Here is a 21,591-nt window from a genome sequence, read left to right as displayed (position 1 = left end):
GGCCTCGGCCGGTCAGCCCTGTCGCGTGCCGGCGTCCACCGTGCCGCGCCACCACTGCTCGTCGCTGCGGCGGACGATGGCGGCGGCGGCACCGGCGGCGGCGGCGACGAAGAGCCAGTGCGGGTCCACGGGGCCGGTGGGGAACTGGCCGAAGTCGAGGACGAGGAAGACCAGCAGGGTGATCGGGATCCACCGGGCGACCACGCGGGTCCGCAGCATGCCGATCGAGGTCAGCAGGACCGACAGCGGCATGCCGACGAGGAAGGGCAGCAGGACCAGCAGCGCCAGCGGGCTGGACTGCACGTCCTCGATCAGCGCCAGCATGGCCGCCCGGTCCGGCTGCCCGGCAGCCGCGGCATCGACGATCGAGACCGCATGGAGGCCGAGGAAGCCGAGCGAGCCGACGAAGCCGAGCACGGCGGCGGCGGCACCGAGACGGGGCATCCGGGGACGGACGAGCTGCGCCATGGCCACGAGGCCGAGGAGCAGGAACGGGATGGCGACGGTGCCGGCGACGAGCGTCGCCGAGGTGAGCCCGGGCCGGCCGGCGACGGCATCGAGGGTCGCCTCGGTGGACTCGCCCACGCCGGCGGCGCGGCCGAGCAGCGCCTCGGCCAGGTTCAGCGTCGCTCCCACGACCAGGCAGGCCACGGCGGCACGGCGGCCGATGGGCGCCGGGCGCGGGACCGGGCGGGCGGTGCCGGCGGCGGGGACGAGCAGCGTCTCTGCGGTCATTGCGGTGTGTCTCCTCCTCGAGCGGGCGGGTCCTTCCCGTCCGACGAGGAAGACCCTCGGGCGGGACACGTCCCGGTGTCCTGAGGCATGGGTCCTGATCCCACCGGGCGGCGACCGGTCCTCGACGCTGCGTCCCGCCACGCCGGTGAGAGCGAAGTAAGCGGCCGATCGCGTTCCGTGACGCGTTCCGGGACGGCGCGGTGCCGCCGTCGGGAACCGCCGTGCTCGCACGCGAGTCGCCGCCCGGGCGCCCGGGCGCGGCGGCCTCGGCGTGCGCACCTTCCGCGGCGCGGCGTCCTTTTGTGACTGCCGCAGCCCCGACCTAGCGTCGTCGCCGTCCGGCCGAGGCCTTCGTCGTCGCCTCCGGTGGCACCTCGCCGGGCACCGCCGAACCGGGCTGCCGGAGACCTCCCGCAGCCCGGACCGGGGACCCACCGTTCCCCTGGGGTGAAGCGCGACCGGACCTGCCGGCGCGCCGGGCGAGTTCCCCGCCCGAACCCGTCAGCTAACCCGGTAGGCGGTTCCGGAGAACAAGGAGAACCGTCGTCCATGACGACCATGCGCACGTCCACGCCCACCCGTCGTTCCGCTCGTGGGGCGGCGCTCGCCGTCCTCACCGGAGCGGGGATCGCCTTCACCCCGCTCGCCGCCTCGGCCGACACCGGTGCCGCGGCACCGGCTCCGGTCGCGGCCGCCCCCGCCGGCTTCACCGCCGCTCCGGCGTCCTTCTCCTCCTCGCCCGTCGGGGCGCCGACGCACGCCGCGCAGGTCGCCGTCGACACCGCCCTGGCGCAGCAGGGCAAGCCCTACGTGTACGGCGGCACGGGTCCCGGCGGCTACGACTGCTCGGGGCTGACCTCGTCGGCCTACCGGGCCGCGGGCGTCGAGATCCCGCGCACCTCGCGCGCGCAGTCGACCGCCGGGGTGGAGATCCCCTGGTACGAGATGCAGCCCGGTGACCTGATCTTCTTCTACAGCCCGGTCAGCCACGTCGGGATGGCCATCGGCAACGGGCTGATGGTGCACTCCTCGACCTACGGCAAGCCGGTCTCGGTCGTGCGGGTGGACTCCATGCCGGGCTACCACTCCACGCGCCGCGTCGCCTGACCCCGCAGTGCCACCGACGTGGCCACCCCGGCGGCGCCCAGCCCGCCGGAGTGGCCACGTCGGCGGGCGGGCGGCACGCCGGCGGGTGCACAAGATGCACCAAACGGACGGAATCGTTTCGGTCGGATGCGCCGGAGCCCGACAGGTCACGCCCGCATAACGTTGCGGACAGCCGACGGGCCGTACCGGTCCGTCACCCCGCCCCACTTCCCCTGGAGCATCCCGTGCCTTCGAGCTACCGCCCCTTCCTGTCCCTGGTCACCGACGAACCCGCCGTCGCCGACGAGACCACCTGGGCCACCCCCTGGGCAGCACCTGCCGACGACGAGTCGTGGCGGCTCTCCGCGCTGTGCGGCGAGACCGACCCGGAGGCCTTCTTCCCGGAGAAGGGCGGCTCGACCCGCGACGCCAAGCGGGTGTGCACCGGCTGCGAGGTGCGGGCCGAGTGCCTGGAGTTCGCGCTGGCCAACGACGAGCGTTTCGGCATCTGGGGCGGCCTGTCCGAGCGCGAGCGCCGCCGGCTGCGCCACCAGCGCCGCGACGCGATCACCGCCTGAGGCCGTCGTCACGACTGGACCGCACCCGGGTAGGACGACGCGGTGACGTCTCCCCCGCCCGTCCTGCTCCTCGACGTCGACGGGGTCCTCAACGCCGTGCGCCACGACCTGCCCGAGGGCTGGCACCGCGGGCGGTTCAACGGCTACGTCCTGTCGTGGGACCCCAGCGTGCTCACCCGGGTGCGCGCGCTGCACGAGCGCGGCCGGGTGGAGCTGCAGTGGCTCACGACCTGGACCCGGATGGCCGACCGGCTGCTGGCCGAGCCGATGGGCCTGCCCCGCGGGCTGCGGACCCACGACCGCGACGCGCTGCCCACCGGCTTCGGCGGAGCGCTCGGCGGCGTCGCCGGGTGGTGGAAGCTGGCGGCGGCGCAGTCGGTCGCGGCGGCCGAGCCCGAGCGGCGGATCGTGTGGATCGACGACGACCTCGCCGACCAGGCCGAGGACACCAGCGGGTGGATCGCCGCCCACGGTCAGGTGCTCGTCGTCGCGCCGGACCGCTCGACCGGCCTCACCCACGCGGAGCTGGACCGGGTGGAGGCCTGGCTGGACGAGGACGGCTGAGGCGTCAGCGCGCGGGGGCGGCCCAGGACCCGTCACGGGGGGCGCCGACCAGCTCGGCGCGGCCGCGGCCGAGCTCCTTGGCGTCGTAGAGCGCGCGGTCGGCACTGCGCATGAGCTGCGAGGCGCTGTCGCCCGGGCGGTGCTCGGCGACGCCGCAGGAGAGCGAGACGCCCGGGTCGAGCGCGCACACCCGCCGCACCAGGGCCAGCGCCTCGTCCCCGAGCACGCCGGGGAGCAGCAGCGAGAACTCGTCGCCGCCGTGCCGGGCGAGGACCGCGCCGGCCGGGACCGCGCCGCGCCACGAGTCGGCGACCCGGCACAGCACGCGGTCGCCCTCGTCGTGCCCGTACGTGTCGTTGACGGACTTGAAGTGGTCGACGTCGATGAGCACTGCCGTCAGCGGCGCCCGGGTCCGGGCGGCGTCGCAGAGGAGCTCCTCGAGCGCCTGGTCGAAGCCCCGCCGGTTGCGCAGCCCGGTGAGCGGGTCGCGGCTGGCGCGGGAAGCGAGGAACACGAGCTGACGGATGACGGTGCCCATGCCGACCAGGAGCAGGTCCAGCCCGAGGGCGACGCCGAGGCCGACCCCACCGGACAGCAGCAGCGCCACCGAGACGCCGGCCACGGCGCCGCAGAGGTGCAGGAGCGCGGCGCGGGGCGCGAAGAAGAAGTGCGCGTCGACGACGACGAAGGCGACCAGCGTGGCGGCGGCCAGCGACGTCACCGGGTCGGGCGCGACGAGCACGCCGGTGGCGAGCAGCACCGTGGCCGCGCCGACCGCCGGGTGGAAGGCCCCCCGCGGCCAGCGCGCACCCCACCGGCCGACGACAGCGGCGGCCGCGAGCGCGGCGAGGCACAGGCCGGCGAGCACGGACCGTCGCGGACCGGCGGCGGTGTCCCAGGTGACGAGCAGTCCCGCGACCCCGCCGAACGCGTACAAGGTGGCGGTCGTCCGCGCCATGACGCGCGTCGTCGCCACCTCGGGCGCTGCGGACCTGCTCATGCTCCGTGGATCGGCCCGCCGCTGCGCTGACTTGATCGGCTACACCGTCACAGGTACCCGCCCGGGTGAGATCGGTTGTGCACGAGGCATCCCCGGCGAGGGGTCGGACCGGGCGACCGGCGCCTCAGTCGTCCTCTTCCTCGTCGGGCTCGTGCGGTTCGGCGACGTGCACCCGCAGGCCGGCCCCCCGGGCGGCGGCGCGGGCGGTCATCGCCGCGACGAGGTCCTCCGTGCGGTCGGCGGGCCAGTACCAGTAGCCACCGATCAGCGGGTCGGCGTCGTACATGCAGTCGGTCTCCGCCCACTCCTCGCCCACGGGGAACGACCAGAGGAACGACGACGCCGCCTCGTGGACGTCCTCGTAGGGGTGTGCGGGAGGCAGCTCGAGCGCGAACTCGACGCGCAGCTGCGGCCGGTCGACCGTCGAGTACCGGTCGGTGACGTCGAGGTGGCTGCCTCCGGCGAGGATCGTGGCGACGACCCGGTGCATGCCGTTCCGCAGCGCGCGGTCCTCGTCGTCGACGATGACCGGCTGGCGGAAGCCGCCCGGGACGAGCGCCGCGAGCGTGCCCACCCGTTCCCGCTCGTCGGCGTCGGCGAGCACGGACCGCACGACGTCGTCCCAGTCGGGGCCGCCGTAGGCCGGGCGGACCTGCGCGAGGAAGTCCGCCAGCGGCACCCGCCAGACGGGCCGACCGTCCGCCGTCGTCCCCGTCGCCGGCCCCGCCAGCAGCCGGCCCGTGGTCACGCCGTCGGCAGGGTGATCGACGACGGCGTCGCGCCGCCGGTGCACAGGCGGTGGTCCGCCGGGACGCCGCGGGTGGCCTCGCCGAGCGGCTCGCCGGTGCCGAGGTTGCGGGCGTAGCGGGGGTGGGCGCCGCCGGAGACCTGCAGCCGGACGCGGTGGCCGGCGCGGAACCGGTGGGCGGTGTCGGGCAGCGTCGTCTCGACCGTCCGCGGACCGGCGACCGGCTCCTCCCCCGGCGCCGGGTCGAGCCGGACCAGCCGGTCGGTGACGTTGACCGACCGCCCGTTCGGCTCGACGTCGCAGAGCCGCACGAAGACGTCGGCGTACGGGTTGTCCGGCTCGACGACCAGCCGCACGCGCACCCCGCCCCGGACCTCCACGGGCGTGCGCAGCGCGGGCGTGGTGAAGGTGCGGACGTCGTCGCGCGCCTCGAGCTCGCGGTTGTCCCGCTGGCCCGCGCTGCCGGCGAGCACCCGCCCGCCGACCGACGGGGTGGGGTCCATCGGGTCGTAGCGCCAGCTCGTCGAGCCCGGCCGCGCCGGGGCGTCGTCCACCAGCCGGCCGCCGTCGTCGAGGTACCAGGTGCGGTCGGTGGTGGCCGGCGGCCAGTCCGGCAGGGTGCGCCAGGTGCGCGCGCCGCTGACGTGCACGCGCACGCGGTCGTGCCGCTCGGGTGGCGCCGGGGCGCCGTCGACCGGCAGGTGGGTGGCCAGCCAGGCGAGGCTCTCCGGCGTCGTCACCGCCGGGTCGATGGTCAGGTGCGCCCACGGGCCGACGGTCATCGCGACGTCGACGCCGCGCTCGCGCAGCGCGGCGTACTGGTAGAGCGTCTGCTCGACGAACCAGTCCTGCCAGCCGCTGATGAGCATCGTGGGGACCGTCGAGGAGTGCACGGCCGGCGTGGCGCGGTAGCGGTCCCAGTAGGGGTCGGTCAGGTCGGGGTGGGCCATCCACTCGTCGAACCACGGCACCGGCGTCCCACCGAGGCGCTCGGCCAGGCCCTGCAGCGGCAGCTCGCCGAGGTAGGGGTTGAGCCGCCGCTCCGCCCGGGCCAGCCGGATGATGCCGCGCAGCCAGCTGACCTGCTCCTGGTGGGCGATGATGTCGGTCCAGATGGCCAGATTGGTGAGCTGGAAGGCGCCGTCGACCATCCCGGCCTGGGCGAGGTCGTGCGGGCCGATGTGCAGCACCATCGCCTTGAGCTCGGGCGGCGGGTCCAGCGCCAGCGCCCACTGCGTGTAGCCGAGGTAGCTCGGGCCGAGGGTGGCCAGCCGGCCGTCGAACCAGGGCTGCTCGCGCAGCCAGGCGACGGTGTCCTGCCCGTCGTGCTCCTCGTTGACCACCGGCGTGAACTCCCCGCCGGAGCCGAACGTGCCGCGCACGCTCTGGAGCACGACGGCGTAGCCGCGTTCGGCGTAGGGCACCGCCGTGGTGAGCGCGAAGCCGACGTCGCGGCCGTACGGCGAGCGCAGCAGCACGGTGGGGTGCGGACCGGTGCCGGCCGGGAGGTAGACGTCGGCGCGCAGGGTGGCGCCGTCGCGCATCGGGACGTCGACGTCGCGCCGGACCAGCACCGGGTTCAGCGGTGCGGGCAGCTTCCACCGGCGGCCGAGCGCGGCGGCGGCGAGGCGGGCCGGCCGGGAGAGCGGCTGGGGGTCGGGCACGGATCCTCCTGGTCGGGACGGCGGCGACGGGACCGTGATCATCCCGGGCGCGGTCCCGCCGGGTCAGGACATCGAACCCTGTCGGCCGGGACACCCGCCTCCCTAGCGTCGGTTCCAGTGCCAGCCGACGACCGATGAGGTGCCATGACCGCCGTCCTGCTCCCCTCCCCCGCCCCGGTGCCCGCACCTCCGGCGCCGCCTGCCCCGAGCACCGCGGCCACCGCCTACCAGCGGGTGCTGCACGCCGCCGTGGAGCGGGAGCTCCGGCTGCTGGCCCGGCTCGCCTCGTGGGTGACCACCGACGGCGCCGACCGCACGGCCGAGCTCGCCGGCCAGGCCGACCTGGTCTCCCGGGTGCTGCTCGAGCACCACGCGTTCGAGCGGGAGCTGCTGTGGCCCGCGCTGCTCCGCTCGATGCCTGCCGACGGGCAGGAGAGCGCCCGGCAGCACGTCGCCGCGTCCACGCGCCGGAGCGCCGCGCTGGACCACCGGCTCCGGGACCTGGCGACCCTGGCCCGGCAGTGGGACGTGACCGGCAGCGTCCCGGCGCGCGACGCCTTCGTCCGCGCCTGCGACTCAGTCGCCGACTGCGTGGCGGAATCGACCGCGGCGGAGGAGGTCGACCTGCTGCCGCTGCTGGCTCGTCACCTGCCGGCCGGCGAGTGGGCCGCCGCGTGCCGCGCGGCCGCCAGCACGCTGTCCGGCCGTGAGCAGATGCTGGTGCTCGGCCTGGTCCTGGAGGACGCGTCGGCGCTCGACCGCGCCCGCGTGCTGGCCACGGTCCCCGTGGCGGTCCGGACCGCGTGGCGCGTGGTCGGCCGGCGCAACTTCCGCGCCGCCGTCGTCCGGCTGCGGGGCGAGCCTCCGGCGCTGTGAGCAGCGGGCGGCGTGACGGCTCCCCGGTGAGGCCCTAACGTCCGGGAGGGACCCGTACCGGCATCGGAGGAGCAGGCATGCGCGCAGTGCAGTACCGGACCGTCGGGAGCCGGCCCGAGGTGGTCGAGGTCCCCACGCCGGAGCCCGGGCCAGGACAGGTGCGGCTGAAGGTGACCGCCGCGGGGCTGTGCCACTCCGACGAGTTCGTGATGAGCCTGCCGGAGGGCGCCTACGAGCTGCCGATGACGCTGGGGCACGAGGGCGTCGGCGTGGTCGACGCCCTCGGGCCGGGTGCGACGGGTGTCGAGGTGGGCGAGCCGGTGGCCGTCTACGGGGCCTGGGGCTGCGGGGTGTGCCACGCGTGCGCCCAGGGTGCGGAGAACTACTGCCCGCGGGCGTCGGCGCTCGGCATCCAGCCGCCGGGGCTGGGGGCACCGGGGGCGATGGCCGAGTACCTGATCGTGGACGACGCCCGGCACCTGGTGCCGCTGGGCGACCTCGACCCGGTGGCCGCCGTGTCGCTGACCGACGCCGGGCTGACGCCGTACCACGCGATCGTCTCGTCGCTGGGCGCGCTGCCGGCCGGCTCGACCGCGGTGGTGATCGGCGTGGGCGGGCTGGGGCACGTAGGGATCCAGATCCTGCGCGCGATCACCGGCGCGACCGTGATCGCGCTGGACATCGACGAGGACAAGCTGAAGCTGGCCCGCGAGGTCGGGGCGCACCGGGCGCTGCCGTCGGACGAGTCGGCGGTCGAGTCGATCCGCTCGCTGACCGGCGGGGTGGGCGCGCAGGCGGTGTTCGACTTCGTCGGCGCGGCGCCGACGCTGGAGATCGCCCGGCAGGCCGTGGCGGCCAACGGCGTCATCCAGATCGTCGGCATCGGCGGTGCCGTGCTGCCCACCGGCTTCTTCTCGACGCCGATGGGCGCCACCGTGCGGGCGCCCTACTGGGGCACCCGGTCGGAGCTGATGGAGGTGCTCGACCTGGCGCGGGCCGGTGCGATCCACGTCGAGACCGAGCGGTTCACCCTCGACGAGGCGCCGGAGGCGTACCGCCGGCTGCACGAGGGGACGGTCCGCGGCCGGGCCGTCGTCGTGCCCTGAGTCCCCGCTCTCCTACGTGCCGCGAGCGCTCAGCGGCTCCGGTCGTCCTCGTCCGGTCGCGGCGGCTGCGGCGCACGCCGCTCGGACGAGAGCTCGATCCGCTGGGTGGCGTCGAGCTCCGCGACCTCGAGCTCGCCGGTGTCCGGACGGGCGTGCCGCCCGATCCGGGGCAGTGCGAACTCAGCGGTCTCATCGAGCAGGTGCTTGCCCACGACACGTTCCTTCCCTGGGGTTCGCCCAAGGGTACGGACGAGTACCGACCATCCGCGGGACTTCCGGAGAAGGCCCAGGTGAGCAGTGGGTGGCGGGTGTGGTGTGACTGCGGGTGTCGCTCTCCCCCCGGCCGGACGGGCGGCGTCCAGCCGTCGGGGATGCTGTGCAGGTCCGATCCAGCGAGGAGTGCCCGTGCCGCCGTCCATGCACCGCAGCCACCGGGTCGCCGGGGCGCTCGTCGGCTCCGCCGTCGGTGACGCCCTCGGGGCGCCGTTCGAGTTCGGCCCGGCCGGGCAGTTCTCCGCCCGCTTCCCCGTGCCCGCGCGGGGTGCGAAGACGGAGATGTGCGGCGGCGGGTCGCTGGGCTGGGAGCCGGGCGAGTTCACCGACGACACCCAGATGGCGCTGCTCGTGGCGACGTCGCTGGTCGACCGCGGCGCGCTCGACGCGGCCGACGTCTTCGACCGGTTCGCGGCCTGGGCGCAGGCCGGACCACCGGACATCGGCAACCAGACGGCCGCCGTGCTGCGCTCGGGCCTGTCGTGGTCCGAGGCCGCGGCCGAGCACTTCGCCCGGTCCGGGCACGCGGCGGGCAACGGCTCGCTGATGAGAGCGACGCCGGCGGCGATCTGGTTCTCCCGCTCCGGCACCGAGGCGACCGTTGACGCCGCCCGGCAGATCTCGGCGCTGACCCACGGCGACCCGTCCGCCGGCGAGGGGTGCGCGATCTTCCACGAGCTGATGCGGGTGGCGCTGGACGGCGGCGACCCGCTGGTGGCGATCCCGGCAGCGCTGGAGCTGGTCGCCGAGGAGCACCGGGAGCGGTGGGCGACGGTGCTCGCGGATGACTGGACGCCGGACCAGGCGACCGAGTCGAACGGCGCGGTGTGGCCGACGCTCGGCTCGGCAGTGTGGGCGCTGCGCCACGGGCGCGACTTCGCCCGGGTGCTGCGGCTGGTCATCGACCTGGGCGGCGACACCGACACGGTGGCGTGCGTGGCCGGCGGGCTGGCCGGGGCGGTGTTCGGGATGGGCGGCATCCCGAGCCGGTGGTCGTCGGTGGTGCACGGCCGGGTGCCCGGCTTCGCGGACAAGCTGTGGCGGCTGGCCGACCTGCAGCAGCTCGCCGCGGCGCTGGACGGCGGCGTGCAGCAGAGCTACGACCCCGGCGTCATCCCACGGATCGGCCCGGCGGAGGTGCTGCCGGGGATCTGGGCGGCCAACCTCGACGGCGCCCGGTACAGCGAGAAGGACTTCGCCGTGATCTCGCTGTGCCGGCTGGGCGAGCCGTTCGAGCACGAGCTCCAGCGGATGGCCTACGTCGCGGACAACGAGCACAACAGCGACCTGGACGTCGTGCTCGAGGACGTCTTGGCCGACATGGAGGCGCTGCGCGCCGAAGGGCACCGGCTGCTGGTGCACTGCCACGGCGGCGCCTCGCGCACCGGCCTGGTGCTCCGCGCCTGGCTGATGCGCACCGAGGGCATGACCGCCGACGAGGCCACCGCCCACGTCGCCGCCCGCTGGCCGCACCTCGGCCTCTGGAACGCGAGCTTCACCGCTGCCCTCGAACGTCTGACCACGTAGCCCGGCGCCTGTCCCGCGGGCGCATTCCGGACCGGCGCGAGCCGCCTCTGGGCACTCCCGCCCGTCGGCGTCCGGGAGTACGGTCCCGCGCATGGCGCCCGCGGACGGCGCAGCGGCACGCCCACGCGCGGGCCGGTCGCGCCGGTCCTCCACTCGCGACGGTCGGCTGCCTGCCGGCGTCGTCACCTTCGTGATGTCCGACATCGAGGGCTCCACCCGGCTGTTCCACGAGCTCGGCGAGGAGTACCCGGCCCTGCTGGAGCGGTACCGCGCGCTGCTGAGCCGCTGCTGCCGGGAGCACGACGGGATCGCCGTCGAGACCGACGGCGACGCGGTGCTGGCCGCCTTCGCTGACGCCGGGGACGCGATCGCCGCGTGCCTGGACGCCCAGCGCGGGCTGGCCGGCCCGCGCTGGAAGGGCGCGGTGCGGGTCGTCGCCCGGATGGGGGTGCACACCGGCGAGGCGACCCCGGTCGGCCCCGGCTACGTCGCGCTGGCGGTTCACCAGGTGGCCCGCATCTGCGCCGGGGCGCACGGCGGGCAGGTGCTGGTGTCGTCGGCCGCTGCCGACGCCGCCGGGGGCCGGTTGCCGTGGAACGCGGAGCTCGCCGTCCTGGGCTCGTTCCGGCTGCGGGGCTTCCCCGCCCCGGTCCAGCTGGCCCAGCTGCGCCACCCGGACCTGCGGGCCGACTTCCCGCCCCTCCGCGGGCTGGGCAACGTCACCGCCGTGCTGCCCACGCCGCTGACCTCGTTCGTCGGCCGGGTGCGCGAGCTGGACGTGCTGGGCGCCCGGATCGCCGCCCAGCGGCTGGTCACCGTCGTCGGCCCGGGCGGCAGCGGCAAGACGCGGCTGGCGCTGGAGGGCGCGCGGCGGTCGGAGGCGCGCGGCACCCCCGCCGTCCTGGTGGAGCTCGCCGGCACCAGCGCGCCCGCCCTGCTCCCCGCGCAGGTGGCCACGGCGCTCGGCATCCAGCTGTCGGTCGGCGATCCGGTTACGGCGCTGGCCGACGCGCTCCGCGACCGGCAGCTGCTCGTGCTGCTCGACAACTGCGAGCACCTGCTCGACGCCGCCGCCCTGCTGACCGCGACGCTGCTGGCGCGCTGCCCGGACCTGCGCGTGCTGGCGACGTCGCGGCAGCCACTGGGCGTGCCCGGTGAGTCGGTGCTGCCGTGCGAGCCGCTGGACGTGGAGGGCGACGACAGCGACGCGGTCCGGCTCTTCCTCGACCGGGCGAGCCTGGCGGTGCCCTCGGTGGCGCCGTCCCCCGCGGACCTGCCCCTGGTGCGGCGGCTCTGCGCGGAGCTCGACGGCCTGCCGCTGGCGCTGGAGCTGGCCGCGGCCGCGCTGACCACGATGCCGTTGACCGAGCTGGTGGCCCGGCTCGGGGACCGCTTCGCCGTCCTCGGCCAGGAGGTGCGCGGCGTGCCGGAGCGGCAGCGGACGCTGGCGGCCACCATCCGGTGGAGCGTCGACCGGCTCCCGGAGAACGAGCTGGCCCTGTTCACGGCGGTGTCGGTGTTCTCCGGCGGCTTCGCCACCGATGCCGTCGACGCCGTCGCCGGACCGGAGCTTGGGGACGGCGCGCGCACGCTCATGCCGCTGCGCGCGCTGGTGGACAAGTCGCTGCTGCAGATCGACCACGGCGCCGGCCGGTACCGGATGCTCGAGACGCTGCGCCAGTACGCCGACACGCTGCTGGACGACGCCGCGCGGCGTCGGCTGCGGGACCGGCAGCTGACCTTCCTGGTCGACCTCGCCGAGCGGATCGAGCCGACCCTGCGCGGGCGGGAGGGGGCGGCCGGCTGGCGGCGGCTGGACGCCGAGCGGCTGAACGTGCGCGCCGCGTTCGGGCACGCGCTCACCACCGGCCAGGGCGAGGCGGCGCTGCGGATCGCCGCGGCCGTCAACTGGTGGTGGTACCGGCGCGGCCAGGTCGCCGAGGGCCGCCAGTGGCTGGCCGACGCGCTCGCGGCCGCACCGGGCGCGCCGGCCGGCGTGCGGGTGCGGGCGCTGCTCGGGGACGCGCTGCTCGCCTACCTCGCCGGGGACGTGGTCTCCATCCGCGAGCGGGTGGAGGAGGTCGTGACCCTCGCCCCCGAGGAGGCCGGCGACACCGTCGCGCTGGCGATGGTGCTGCGGGCGTTCGTCCGCGCGCTGCTCGGCGAGGAGGAGGCGATCGCCAGCTTCGAGGTCGAGGCCGAGCAGGCGGTGGCGGCCGCCGAGCGCAGCGGGGTCGGCTGGGTGCGGGCCGAGATCGCGATGACGCGGGGGCAGTTCGCCCGGATGGCCGGGGACGCCGACGCCGCGCTCCGGCACCTCGACGAGGCGGAGGCGATCGCCGTCGAGTTCGGGCACAGCTGGGCCGTCGGGTCGGCGCTGTTCGTGCGGGCCAAGGTGCTGCTCGCGCTCGGCCGCGGCCCCGAGGCGGTGCGCGCGGCGGCGATGGGGGTGAGCGCGGCACTGGCCGACGACGACGCCACCGGTGTCCTCGCGGTCCTGCTCACCGGCGCGGGCGCGGCCACCGCGGCGGGCTCACCGCGCTCGGGGGCGCTGATCCTGGGTGCGGTGGAGACGCTGAGCCGCCGGGTGGGCTACGACCCGATGCTGATGGACCCGGTGGACGGGCAGGCGTACGTCGCCGCCACCCGCGCCGCGCTGCCGGCGGACCAGTACGAGGCCGCCTGCGCCGAGGGGGCGGCGTTGGACCTGCCGGGCGCGGTCGCGGTGCTGATCGACCTGGCCAGCAGCGTCCACGCCGAGCAGCCGGCCGGTGTCGTGGACGGCGGCGACTGAGGCGGCTCCGGCGCGCGTCTGACCCACGCCGTGGACGCTTGCGCCCCCGTGACGTCGGACCCGTTCCACCTCGCTCAGTGGAGCAGCGGAACTCCGATGAGGATCTCGGTGTCGTCGGGGCGGTAGGTGTGCCATCGACCGTGCGAATCTCGTTCGATCCGGAAACCGGAGTGCACCTTCGTGTGATGGCGTTCGCAGAGCAGCGCCGAGTTCTCCAGGGAGGTGTCCCCGCCGTCGGCCCAGTGCAGGACGTGGTGGACGTCGCACCACCAGGCCGGCGCCTCGCAACCGGTGAACACGCAGCACTGGTCGCGCAGCTCCACCGCCCGGCGCAGGTGCGGCGGCACGACCCGGTGGGTTCGGCCGACGTCCATCGGCATCGAGTCCGGGCCGATCACGATGCGGGTGACGTTGCCGTCGCACGCCAGCATCCGCGCGCGGGCGGCGGAGATGGCCGCCCCCAGGCCCGACGTCGCGGCACCGATGCCCTCGGAGGGGTCGACCAGGTCGTCCAGACCGACCAGCACCCCCACGTGCGGTTTGACGGTGCGCAGCGTCGGCAGCTCCCCCGAGGCCAGATGGATGTCCGCCAGTTGGACGAGAGCGTCGCCGAGCCGCTGGGCGCGGGTACGGGTGTCACCGGCGCAGCGGCTCTTCGCGGCGATCGACTCCAGAGCGGTGGCGACCTTCTCGCCGCCGACGGCGTCCAAGGCGCCGCCGATGGTCCAGGAGCCATCGGGGTGCTGCACCATCGTGACCGCCCGCTCCTCGGTCGCGTCCGGCTCGGGCCCGTCGGGATCGAGAGCTGCTAGATAGGCGCCGACGGCCTTCTGCAGGTCGCGGTGGGGCGCCTGCACCGCGACCGCGACCAGAGCGGCCTCGATCTCGGCCAGGTCGACGCCGGCCGCCGCGGCTTTCTCCAGCGCGGCGGGGGTGCAGATCTCGGCCAGCAGCTCCACCTGGTGGGTCGTGATCTGCCCGGCCGCGTAGGCGGCAGCCACCGCCGGCAGGTGCTCCTGCACCCGGCCGGCCTTGATCAGACCGGTGACGGCCGGCCCGGACTGCCGGGCATGCGTGCGCAGCCAGGGGCGCATCGCCTTCAGCCCGTCGCGCTCGGCCGCCTGGGCGCAGTCGGCGCGGCGAACGGTGCGGGCCAGCTCCGCGTCGATCATGTTCCGGGCGCGGGTCAGCGCGAGGGTGCGATCGAGCAGGTCGGCGTCGGAGCTATCGAACAGGTCGTCGGCGGTCAAGGCCTCGAGCGCGTCGATCGCCGATGCGAACTCGCCCACGAAACCTCCCACGTCGTTCGATCAGGTGTTCGAAGTCTACCGCCACCGCGGGGCGCGCGCAGCATGAACTCGCAGCTCAGCGACTTGTCCACAGTGTGGTCGCGAGCCTTGACGGGCCGGTCGGCGCAGCCCTGGTCTGAGCCGGCGACGCCCGCGTCGCGGACGTCCGCGCCTGTGGACAACCTCCATCCAGCTCGCGCCGCTGCGCCAGAGTCCCCGTCCATGTCGACCCGACCGCACCCCACCGTTCCCGTCACCAGCGACGCCGAGCTGACCGAGCGCTGGCGCGCCCTCCTGCAGCTCGACGGCCCGCCGTCCCGCCGCACGTTGTTCCTGGCCTGGCTCCGCCGCGACGGCAGCATGGTTCCGCTGCTGATGCCGGTGGACGACGTGCCGCTCGAGCCCGACCGCGAAGCTCTCGGCAACCTCGTCGCCGTGCACGCCGCGGTCGCCGACACCGAGGACGTCGACCCCAGCGGCCTGCACCTGGCTCTGCTGGTGGAACGCCGTGGCCCGGCCGGGCTCTCCGCTGATGACCACGCTTGGGTCTCGGCGGTCGAGGCGATCCTCCGCGACCGCGACGGCCTGGACTGCAGCATGCACGTCGGCAACGGGCGCACGGCGGTTCCGGTCCTGCTGCGCCGGAGCTGGCCGTCGGGCTGACGCCGGACGACGCAGGTCCGCGATCGTCGCGGTCAGTGCACTCCCGCTCGGGGGCTCGGAAGGCCGGCTGGTTGGGGGCCCCGACGGTCGCCGGTGAGCAGGCGGTGGACGAACTGGATGGCCACCGAGCCCTCTCCGACGGCGGAGGCCACCCGCTTGACCGACCCGCTCCGGACGTCCCCGGCCGCGAGCACGCCCGGCACGCTGGTCTCCAGCGGCAGCGGCGGCCGGCCGAGCGGGGCGAACGCGTCGGCGTCCAATTCCGACCCGGTGACGACGAAGCCCGAGGCGTCCCGCTGGAACGTCGGCGGCAGCCAGGCGGTGTGCGGCTGGGCTCCGATCATGAGGAACAGCGCGTACGCGCCGACGGTCTCGAGTCCGCCGTCCGCCCGGTTGCGCAGCACCAGGTGGTCGAGCCAGCCGTCGCCCCCGCCGTCGACGACCTCGGTGCTCGTCCGCACCTCGATGTTCGGCGTCTCCTCGACCTGCCGGACCAGGTAGTGCGACATGCCGGCCTCGAGCGTCGCGGCGCGGACCACGAGCGTGACCCGCTTGGCGTAGCCGGCCAGGTGGATCGCCGCCTGCCCCGCGGAGTTGGCGCCGCCGACGATGAACACCTCTTCCCCCGCCACCAGCGACGCCTCTGAGGCGGCGGCGCCGTAGAAGACGCCGGCACCGTTCAGCGCTTCCAGCGACTCGACGCCGAGCCGCCGGTAGCTGGCGCCGGTGGCCAGGACGACCGCGCGGGCGCGCACGACGCCACCGGTGTGCAGGTCGACGACGATCTCGCCGTCCTCGCGGGCGAGGTGGGTGACCTGCTGCATGAAGGCGAAGCGGGCACCGAACACCCAGGCCTGCTGGTAGGCGCGGCGGGCGAGATCAGCGCCGGTGACCCCACGGGGGAAGCCGAGGTAGTTGCGAATCGAGGAGCTGCTCGTCGCCTGCCCGCCGATGCTGCCCGAGTCGATGACGACGGTGCGCAGCCCCTCGGACGCGCCGTACACGCCGGCGGAGAGCCCGGCCGGGCCGCAGCCGACGATCACCAGGTCGTAGCACTCGCCCGACGGATCGAGCTCCTTGCCGGCGGAGCGCGCGATGTCGGTGTCGGTGGGGTCCTCCATGACCGCACCGTTGGGCATGACGAGCATCGGGAACCTGCGCGGCCCGGTGCCGGCGAGGATGGCCCGGCCCTCGTCGGAGTCGGCCAGGCAGAAGCGGTGCGGCATCGCGCAGCGCCCGAGCACCTCGCGCAGCCGGTACGCCCGGCCCGACCAGGTCTCGCCGACGACCTCGATCGTGTGCGGGGCGCGCCGGCGGGTCTCGGCCCAGGCGAGCAGGAACGTCGACATGGCCAGGTGGAACTGCTCGTCCGGCGGGGGCGCGGGCCGGACCACGTAGTCGTCGATGCGGCCCCGGGCGATGGCCTCGAAGAGGGCGTCCCCGACCTCCGGCACGCCGACACCGGCCCAGGCGATGAGCAGGGCGCGCTGGGCCTGCGGGAACCAGCGGGCCACCTCGCCGAGGAGCTCGGTGCCGGGAGCGCCGCCGAGCTGCTCGGCCGCGAGCACCAGCGCGACCTCCTCGCCGGTGCGGGCCAGTTCCTCGAAGGTGCTCCGCGCCTCGGCGGCCGAGCCCAGGGTGCGGACGCGGTAGTCGGGTGAGTACCGCGTGCGCAGCTCCCGCTCGACGGCGGCGAGCAGGGCCGGATCGTCGTCGACGGCGACGATCAGGGGCGCGTTCATGGCGGCTCCGGCAGATCCGACGCAGGGCCCCGTGCCCGCAGATCGTAGGAACCGGCACCCCGCCGCGCCAAGGCCTCCGGCCTGGATGGACGCGCTGCTACCAGGTGTCCACGTTCGGCCGCACCCGCCCGGCCGGCCGCGGGGTGGCCGCCGCCTCACGGGTCAGCGTGGTGATCCAGCGGCGGGTGTCGGCGGGGTCGATGACGTCGTCGATCTCCCAGTGCGCGGCGACGTTGAGGCCCTTGCCGCGCTCGTAGGCGGCGGCGACGGCGGCCTCGTAGGCGGCCTGCCGCTCGTCGTCGTCCTCGATGGCCGCGAGCTCCCGGCGCATGCCCAGCCGCACCGAGCCCTCCAGGCCCATCGGGCCGAACTCGCTCGACGGCCAGCCGACGGTGAACCGCGGCACCTTGGTGCTGCCCCCGGCCATGGCCTGCGCGCCGAGGCCGTAGGCCTTGCGGACGACGACGGTGCCCAGCGGCACCGACAGGTTGGCGCCGATGACGAACAGCCGGGAGAAGTGGCGGACGGTGGCCGTCTTCTCGGACTCGACGCCGACCATGAAGCCCGGGGTGTCGCACAGCGAGACGACGGGCAGGCCGTGGGCGTCGCAGAGCTGCAGGAAGCGGGCGGCCTTGTCGGCGGCGTCGGCGTCGATCGCGCCGCCCAGGTGGGTGGGCACGTTGGCGAGCACGCCGATCGGCGCGCCCTCGACCCGGGCCAGCGCGGTGACCATGCCGGCGCCCCAGCCGTCGCGGAGCTCGAGCACGCTCCCCTCGTCGGCGAGCGCGTGCAGCACGGCGCGGATGTCGTACACCCGCTTGCGGTTCTCCGGGACGAGGTGGCGCAGGAGGCGCTGGTCGGGCGCGGTCCAGTCGGCGACCGGGCCCTGGAAGTAGGAGAGGTACTGCTTGGCCGCGGCCACGGCGGCGGCGTCGTCGGCGGCCCGGATGTCGACGACCCCGTTGGCGTGCTGGACGTCGATCGGCCCGATCTCCTCGGGCGCGACCACGCCGAGGCCGCCACCCTCGATCATCGCCGGGCCGCCCATGCCGATGTTGGCGTCTTCGGTGGCGATGACGACGTCGCAGGTACCCAGCAGCGCGGCGTTGCCGGCGAAGCAGCGGCCGCTGGCGATGCCGACGGTGGGGACGAGCCCGGAGAGCCGGCCGAACAGGGTGAAGGCGGCGGTGTCGAGCGCGGAGACGACCGGGTGGTCGACGTCGCCGGGCCGGCCACCACCGCCCTCGGCGAAGAGGACGACGGGCAGCCGCCGCTTCTCCGCGAGCTCGAACAGCCGGTCCTTCTTGAGGTGGCCGCGCATGCCCTGGGTGCCGGCGAGGACGGTGTAGTCGTAGGAGACGACGATGGCGGCGCTGTTGGCCCTGCCGACGGTGTCGCCGTTGACGTCGGCCAGCCCGCCGACGACGCCGTCGGCCGGGGTGCGCTCCTGCAGCTCTTCCCGTGAGCGCCTGCGCTCCTGGGCGGCGAAGACCAGCGGGCCGTACTCGAGGAAGCTGCCCTCGTCGACGAGGTCGGCGAGGTTCTCCCGTGCCGTGCGCCGGCCCTGGGCGTGCCGCTTGGCGACCGCCTCCTGGCGGTGCTCGTCGAGGCCGAGTTCGTGGCGGCGGCGGACCTCGGCGAGGTCGGCGCGGTCGGCGTCGAGGTCGAACTGGTCCTGCTGGCCCTGGTGGTCGCCGTCGGTGTGCTCGACGGTGGCGAGCAGCTGCCCCTGCTGGACGGTGTCGCCGACCTTGACCGTCACCTCGTGGACCGTGCCGCCGGCCGGAAGCGCGACGACGTGCTCCATCTTCATCGCCTCGAGGACGAGCACCACTCCCCCGGGCTCGACGGTCGTGCCGGCTCTTGCCTCGATCGCGACGACGGTGCCGGGGACCGGTGCGTGGAGGCCGTCCTCGCTGTGCTCTTCCGGGGCGGTGTGCTGGCCGGCGGCGGCGACCAGCTCGGCGACGTGATCGTCGACGAACGTGGTGGTGGCTTTCCGTGCCACGACGTCGGGTTGGGTGACGACTGCGCGGAGGAAGGCGGTGTTGGTGGCGACGCCGCGGACGTCGACCTCGGCGAGGGCCCGGTCGAGGGCGCGGAGGGCGTCCTCCAGGTCGCCCATCCGCTCGGAGACGACGACCTTGGCCAGCAGCGAGTCGTACAGCGGGCTCTGCTGGGCGCCGGGGCGGGCGGCGGTGTCGACGCGGACGCCGGGGCCGCCGGGGAGGGTGAGCGCGGTGATCGTGCCGGCGGAGGGGACGAGAGCGCCGTCGGCGGTGACGGTCTCGGCGTTGACGCGGGCCTGGACGGCGACGCCGCGGGGGGCGGGGGCGCCGTCGGCGAGGCCGAGGTCGGCGAGGGTGGCGCCGGTGGCGACCCTGAGCTGGAGGCGGACGAGGTCGAGGCCGGTGGTCTCCTCGGTGACGGTGTGCTCGACCTGCAGGCGCGGGTTGCACTCGAGGAAGACGAAGTTGTCGGGGTCGTCGGCGGGGACGAGGAACTCGACGGTGGCCAGGCCGATGACGCCGGCCGCGCGGGCGAAGGTGGCGGCGGCGTCGTGCAGGCGCCGGCGGGTGTCGTGGGGCAGGTCGCCGGCGGGCGCGATCTCGATGATCTTCTGCCGGTGCCGCTGGAGGGTGCAGTCGCGGTCGCCGAGGACTGCTGTTGCGCCGGTCGCGTCGCCGAGGACCTGGACCTCGATGTGCCGGACGCGGTCGAGGTAGGTCTCGGCGAAGAGGGTGCCGTCGCCGAAGGCCATCTCGGCGTCGGCGCGGGCGCGGTCCATGGCGGCGGGGACGTCCTCGCCGCGGCGGACGAGGCGGGTGCCGCGCCCCCCGCCGCCGGCGCGGGCCTTGAGCATGACGGCGCCGCTGTCGTCGAGCAGCGCGGTGACGGCGGTTTCGTCGGCATCCGTGGCCTGGAGGACCGGGATGCCGTGCTCGTGCGCGAGTGCGCGGGCGCGGACCTTGTCGCCGCAGAGCTCGAGGGTCGCCGGCGACGGGCCGACGAAGGTGATGCCGGCCGTGGAGCAGGCCTCGGCGAGGGACGGGTTCTCGGAGAGGAAGCCGTAGCCGGGGTGCAGCAGGTCGCACCCGGTGGCCTGCGCGGCCGCGACGACCGCGGCGACGTCGAGGTGGGCGGCCGGGCCGGTGCCGGGGAGGGCGTGGTGTTGGTCGGCGGCGGAGAGGTGCGGGGCGTCGGGCTCGTCGGCGCCCGCGACGGCGACGCTCACCATGCCCTCGGCCACCGCGGCGCGGGCGAGGCGGACGGCGATCTCTCCGCGGTTGGCGATCAGCAGGCGGTGAGAGTCGGCCACCGGGCGATGCTCGCACGTCACCGTGACCCTGCTGTGACGGCGGCCACCGAACCCTGCTGATCAGCAGAACGGCGTAGGGCACAGCCACCCGGGAAGCCTGATCAGCGTCGTCGATGGCTTCGCAGGAGGGCTACAGCTCCCAGACGTGGTCGGGGTCGTCCAGCGCCTTCCGGATCTGGCTCAGGTCGCCGATGTCGGCCAGAGGTGACGACTTGGCCAGGTCGACGATCCCCTCGAGCGCGGCGGTCGTGGCGTTCTCGTTACCGCTCATCATGGCGACGTCCAGGTGCCGGAAGAGCCCGTCGATCGTCGTGGATCGCTCGGCGAAGACCTGCTCGAAGTAGTGCTTGAGCAGGGAGCTCGCTTCCTGGATCCGAGTGACCTCGACCGTGGCGTGGGCGTCGATCTTCGCGCGCTTGGTGTGCTCTTCCTCGCGCAGGCGGAGGTAGTCCCTGGCGCCGTCGATGACGTTGTTGAGCGCCCCGAGGGCGTCGACCGCGCGCAACGCGGACCCGGCAGGCGGGAGGACTTCGCCCTCCACCGGCTTCTTGGCGACCGTCACTTCATCTCCTTGTACTTGAGGATCACGCTGGTCATATCCGAGTTCATCTGTCCGTCCTCGGCGATCAGAGGGACGGCGCAGATGTCCCGCACCGCTCGCGTCAGGGAGAAGGCGCGCTTGAACTCGCCGGAGTGCTGCTTCGAGTCGAAGTCCAGCTGCTCCAGAACGAAGAGCGCCTCCTGAGCTCGGTGTACGAGTCCGGCAAGGACGTCGCTCACTTCCTCGACGCGGGTGTCGAGCGTGTCAAGGGATGAGCGGAACGCCGCGTGGTCCTCGACCGCGATGGCAACCTTCGCTTCGTAGTCCTTCGCGTTGGTCATGGCCTTCTCGCCCTGGCCGTTCAAGGTCAGACCACCGATGAGCAGGGTCGGTCCGATGGTGACCACACCGAGCGCGGCGGTGCCCATTGCGACGCCTCCCCCGCCGGCAGCCAGGGATCCACCACCCAGGTAGGCCATGGTGGCGTTCTGCGCAGCGGCGCCGGACAGTGAACTGATGGCCGTCCCGGTACTTGCGGCTCCAAGCGCCGTGACTGCACCCGGGATCCCCACGGAGGTGCCCGCTCCGGTGAGAGCCGCCATGCCGGCGCCCTTCAGCCAGTTAACGTCCGCGGTGAGCACTCCGGTGAAGGCCTCGATCTCCCGCTGTTCGACATTCAGCCCGTCGAGCAACTGCGCCGCATTCTGCTTGACCTGCTGACGGTGGCGTTCGATGAATGCGCCCATGCGCTCGATCACCAGCCGACGGGACTGCTCCTGCTGCCGGCCGTATTGCTGGATGCGCTCGTTGCTGTCGCCGACGCGCTCCTCGGTGAGCGCTATGGAGTTGTCGTAGCGCTTACGAGCCGCGTCGGCGATGGCCCCGGCGTCCTTCATCTTCATGCCACCCATGACGCCGGTAACCAGGCCACCGAGGCCCGTGCTCGCGCCGAGCCCGATCAGAGCGAGCGGGATGAGGGGTAGAACCACGGCTGCGTCCTCCGGCGTGAGCGATCCTGGTCGTTGGCGACGACCGTAAGTGCTTCTCGCTCGATTTCTGGGGCGCACCATGCCGACCGTGACGTCC

General features: G+C 74.6%; 18 protein-coding genes and 1 riboswitch. Of the genes, 8 read left to right on the top strand and 10 right to left on the bottom strand.

Annotated features, from left to right (window positions below; translation table 11 throughout):
* Positions 1-12: 12 nt before the first annotated feature.
* Positions 13-735: a hypothetical protein gene (locus ACI79H_RS12060; RefSeq protein WP_456554632.1), complete on the bottom strand. Its 723-nt coding sequence runs from the start codon at positions 733-735 to the stop codon at positions 13-15.
* A gap of 375 nt (positions 736-1,110) precedes the next feature.
* Positions 1,111-1,269, top strand: a riboswitch (cyclic di-AMP (ydaO/yuaA leader).
* Positions 1,270-1,284: 15 nt separating this feature from the next.
* On the opposite strand from ACI79H_RS12060, the gene ACI79H_RS12055 reads away from it, so the two are divergent.
* The 3 genes from ACI79H_RS12055 to ACI79H_RS12045 all read left to right on the top strand — a co-directional run bounded on the left by ACI79H_RS12055 (position 1,285) and on the right by ACI79H_RS12045 (position 2,963).
* Positions 1,285-1,842, top strand: coding sequence for a C40 family peptidase (locus tag ACI79H_RS12055; protein ID WP_456554631.1), 558 nt, complete (start codon positions 1,285-1,287; stop codon positions 1,840-1,842).
* A 224-nt stretch (positions 1,843-2,066) separates the two neighbouring features.
* On the top strand, positions 2,067-2,399 hold the full coding sequence (locus tag ACI79H_RS12050; RefSeq protein WP_456554630.1) for a WhiB family transcriptional regulator: 333 nt from the start codon (positions 2,067-2,069) through the stop codon (positions 2,397-2,399).
* 42 nt (positions 2,400-2,441) lie between these two features.
* Positions 2,442-2,963, top strand: coding sequence for an HAD domain-containing protein (locus ACI79H_RS12045; RefSeq protein WP_456554629.1), 522 nt, complete (start codon positions 2,442-2,444; stop codon positions 2,961-2,963).
* A 4-nt stretch (positions 2,964-2,967) separates the two neighbouring features.
* Here the strand turns inward: ACI79H_RS12045 and ACI79H_RS12040 are convergent, their stop codons facing one another.
* The 3 genes from ACI79H_RS12040 to ACI79H_RS12030 form a co-directional block, all read right to left on the bottom strand.
* On the bottom strand, positions 2,968-3,963 hold the full coding sequence (locus ACI79H_RS12040) for a diguanylate cyclase (protein ID WP_456554628.1): 996 nt from the start codon (positions 3,961-3,963) through the stop codon (positions 2,968-2,970).
* A 124-nt stretch (positions 3,964-4,087) separates the two neighbouring features.
* A complete protein-coding gene (locus ACI79H_RS12035; RefSeq protein WP_456554627.1) occupies positions 4,088-4,711 on the bottom strand; it encodes a hypothetical protein in 624 nt (207 codons plus the stop codon).
* Positions 4,708-6,375, bottom strand: coding sequence for a CocE/NonD family hydrolase (locus tag ACI79H_RS12030; RefSeq protein ID WP_456554626.1), 1,668 nt, complete (start codon positions 6,373-6,375; stop codon positions 4,708-4,710). Before ACI79H_RS12030 ends, ACI79H_RS12035 begins: the two co-directional genes overlap by 4 nt.
* Before the next feature lie 144 nt (positions 6,376-6,519).
* Between ACI79H_RS12030 and ACI79H_RS12025 the strand changes: the two genes are divergently transcribed.
* Positions 6,520-7,251 (top strand): hemerythrin domain-containing protein, encoded by a 732-nt coding sequence (locus tag ACI79H_RS12025; protein ID WP_456554625.1) that lies wholly within the window; start codon positions 6,520-6,522, stop codon positions 7,249-7,251.
* 77 nt (positions 7,252-7,328) lie between these two features.
* Entirely contained in the window at positions 7,329-8,357 is a 1,029-nt protein-coding gene (locus ACI79H_RS12020; RefSeq protein WP_456554624.1) for an NAD(P)-dependent alcohol dehydrogenase, read from the top strand.
* 29 nt (positions 8,358-8,386) lie between these two features.
* Here ACI79H_RS12020 and ACI79H_RS12015 read toward each other — a convergent pair whose 3' ends face one another.
* Entirely contained in the window at positions 8,387-8,569 is a 183-nt protein-coding gene (locus tag ACI79H_RS12015) for a hypothetical protein (RefSeq protein WP_456554623.1), read from the bottom strand.
* Between the two features lie 193 nt (positions 8,570-8,762).
* Between ACI79H_RS12015 and ACI79H_RS12010 the strand changes: the two genes are divergently transcribed.
* Together ACI79H_RS12010 and ACI79H_RS12005 are read left to right on the top strand one after the other, a co-directional pair.
* Positions 8,763-10,157 (top strand): ADP-ribosylglycohydrolase family protein, encoded by a 1,395-nt coding sequence (locus ACI79H_RS12010; protein ID WP_456554622.1) that lies wholly within the window; start codon positions 8,763-8,765, stop codon positions 10,155-10,157.
* A 193-nt stretch (positions 10,158-10,350) separates the two neighbouring features.
* Positions 10,351-12,951, top strand: a complete 2,601-nt coding sequence (locus tag ACI79H_RS12005; protein WP_456554621.1) for an ATP-binding protein — start codon at positions 10,351-10,353, stop codon at positions 12,949-12,951.
* Positions 12,952-13,025: 74 nt separating this feature from the next.
* Here ACI79H_RS12005 and ACI79H_RS12000 read toward each other — a convergent pair whose 3' ends face one another.
* A complete protein-coding gene (locus ACI79H_RS12000; protein ID WP_456554620.1) occupies positions 13,026-14,240 on the bottom strand; it encodes a DUF222 domain-containing protein in 1,215 nt (404 codons plus the stop codon).
* A gap of 222 nt (positions 14,241-14,462) precedes the next feature.
* Between ACI79H_RS12000 and ACI79H_RS11995 the strand changes: the two genes are divergently transcribed.
* The gene (locus tag ACI79H_RS11995; RefSeq protein ID WP_456554619.1) at positions 14,463-14,903 is read left to right on the top strand and encodes a hypothetical protein; all 441 of its coding nucleotides are present in this window, start codon (positions 14,463-14,465) and stop codon (positions 14,901-14,903) included.
* A gap of 32 nt (positions 14,904-14,935) precedes the next feature.
* Here ACI79H_RS11995 and ACI79H_RS11990 read toward each other — a convergent pair whose 3' ends face one another.
* From ACI79H_RS11990 to ACI79H_RS11975, 4 genes are all read right to left on the bottom strand, one after another.
* Complete coding sequence (locus ACI79H_RS11990) at positions 14,936-16,645, bottom strand: FAD-dependent oxidoreductase (RefSeq protein ID WP_456554618.1); 1,710 nt, start codon at positions 16,643-16,645, stop codon at positions 14,936-14,938.
* A 97-nt stretch (positions 16,646-16,742) separates the two neighbouring features.
* Positions 16,743-19,964 carry a carboxyl transferase domain-containing protein gene (locus tag ACI79H_RS11985; protein ID WP_456554617.1) on the bottom strand — a complete coding sequence of 1,074 codons (3,222 nt, stop codon included), beginning with the start codon at positions 19,962-19,964 and terminating at the stop codon, positions 16,743-16,745.
* Between the two features lie 130 nt (positions 19,965-20,094).
* Entirely contained in the window at positions 20,095-20,526 is a 432-nt protein-coding gene (locus ACI79H_RS11980; RefSeq protein ID WP_456554616.1) for a hypothetical protein, read from the bottom strand.
* On the bottom strand, positions 20,523-21,494 hold the full coding sequence (locus ACI79H_RS11975) for a hypothetical protein (RefSeq protein ID WP_456554615.1): 972 nt from the start codon (positions 21,492-21,494) through the stop codon (positions 20,523-20,525). Before ACI79H_RS11975 ends, ACI79H_RS11980 begins: the two co-directional genes overlap by 4 nt.
* Between the last annotated feature and the right edge of the window lie 97 nt (positions 21,495-21,591).

The sequence above is a fragment of the Blastococcus sp. SYSU D01042 genome (genome assembly GCF_054050515.1).
The sequence above is the reverse complement of the archived record's forward strand: the minus strand, read 5'-3'. Positions and strand labels throughout refer to the sequence as shown.

What these genes read in the sequence shown, in the direction of transcription:
- ACI79H_RS12060 (WP_456554632.1), bottom strand. Translation starts at nt 735, where the DNA reads ATGACCGCAGAGACGCTGCTCGTCCCCGCCGCCGGCACCGCCCGCCCG.
- ACI79H_RS12005 (WP_456554621.1), top strand. Translation starts at nt 10,351, where the DNA reads ATGTCCGACATCGAGGGCTCCACCCGGCTGTTCCACGAGCTCGGCGAG.
- ACI79H_RS12040 (WP_456554628.1), bottom strand. Translation starts at nt 3,963, where the DNA reads ATGAGCAGGTCCGCAGCGCCCGAGGTGGCGACGACGCGCGTCATGGCG.
- ACI79H_RS12025 (WP_456554625.1), top strand. Translation starts at nt 6,520, where the DNA reads ATGACCGCCGTCCTGCTCCCCTCCCCCGCCCCGGTGCCCGCACCTCCG.
- ACI79H_RS11995 (WP_456554619.1), top strand. Translation starts at nt 14,463, where the DNA reads ATGTCGACCCGACCGCACCCCACCGTTCCCGTCACCAGCGACGCCGAG.
- ACI79H_RS11990 (WP_456554618.1), bottom strand. Translation starts at nt 16,645, where the DNA reads ATGAACGCGCCCCTGATCGTCGCCGTCGACGACGATCCGGCCCTGCTC.
- ACI79H_RS12020 (WP_456554624.1), top strand. Translation starts at nt 7,329, where the DNA reads ATGCGCGCAGTGCAGTACCGGACCGTCGGGAGCCGGCCCGAGGTGGTC.
- ACI79H_RS12055 (WP_456554631.1), top strand. Translation starts at nt 1,285, where the DNA reads ATGACGACCATGCGCACGTCCACGCCCACCCGTCGTTCCGCTCGTGGG.